The sequence below is a fragment of the Oleiphilus sp. HI0067 genome (genome assembly GCF_001635735.1).
This window is the reverse complement of sequence record NZ_LWFI01001562.1, coordinates 1-991: the sequence shown is the minus strand read 5'-3', so window position 1 is coordinate 991 and position 991 is coordinate 1. Positions and strand designations below refer to the sequence as shown.

Here is a 991-nt window from a genome sequence, read left to right as displayed (position 1 = left end):
ATTTGCTCGATCCATTGAATCAGCCAAACGAGTCGATCCTGCAAATAGTCATCCGCCCATGACTCAGCCAAATCGCTGACTGTTTTTTTACGCTTAACGGCCGCACCAAGCCCTTCAATCATAGTTTTTTGCTGACCCCAAGCGTCTTGCTCAATAAATCGCATCGCTGTAACTGGCTCGCCATTCGAGATACTCAAGCATGAATGAACAACATCAGAATCTGCAGCAGGCAAACTCTGCATTAACCACGATAAAGCATCTTCATGTGAGGGCGGCTGGATGTTTAAGATCTGGCAACGAGAACGAATAGTTGCCAATACAGCTTCTTGACGCTGCGCAACGAGAAATATAATCGTATCGCCTGCTGGTTCTTCAAGCGTTTTTAGTAAGGCGTTTGAACCGGCGATATTTAAGTCTTCGACCGGATTGATCACCGCAACCTTATGTCCGCCACGCATGCTAGACTCGCTAACGAAATCAACCAAGCTTCTCACCTGAGAAATTTTAATTTGCTTTGCGTCCTCTTCTAGCTCAAGAGACATAAAGTCGTTGTGGCTCCCTGCCTCCATCAAATGACAAGCTTTGCACTGTCCGCAGGGATAACCAGAAGCAGGCGATTCACACAGCAATGCCCTAGCTAGAGTATGCGCAAGCACATCGACACCTAAGCCTTCTCCGCCTGATAACATAACCGCATGAGGTAATGCGTCTCTTTTTTCTAAATCTGAGATTGTCTCGACCAACTCAGCATGCCAAGGCATGATATTCATAATTCACTACTCTAAAGACAGATCCGCATTGTATAGTTTTTTGTGCAGCTCGCGAGTACGAATGGCAAGATATTTTTTTATATATGTCGGCAAAGCATCACTCACACGCTTATAAAAATTGATCGGCGTTTCACCGCGCAAACGCTCGACGCGAAAAACTCGCAACACTAACAAACAACGCAAATAGCGACGTTCAACGCGAGTTAAACTTCTCGAATATC

Annotated in this window: 2 protein-coding genes; both read right to left on the bottom strand. The window is 45.5% G+C overall.

Going from position 1 to position 991, the window contains the following annotated elements:
- Positions 1-770 (bottom strand): DNA polymerase III subunit delta' (gene holB, locus A3739_RS25495; protein ID WP_068503228.1); only part of this gene is annotated, 770 nt, incomplete at its 3' end.
- A gap of 6 nt (positions 771-776) precedes the next feature.
- Positions 777-991 (bottom strand): hypothetical protein (locus A3739_RS31090; protein WP_231877148.1); only part of this gene is annotated, 215 nt, incomplete at its 5' end.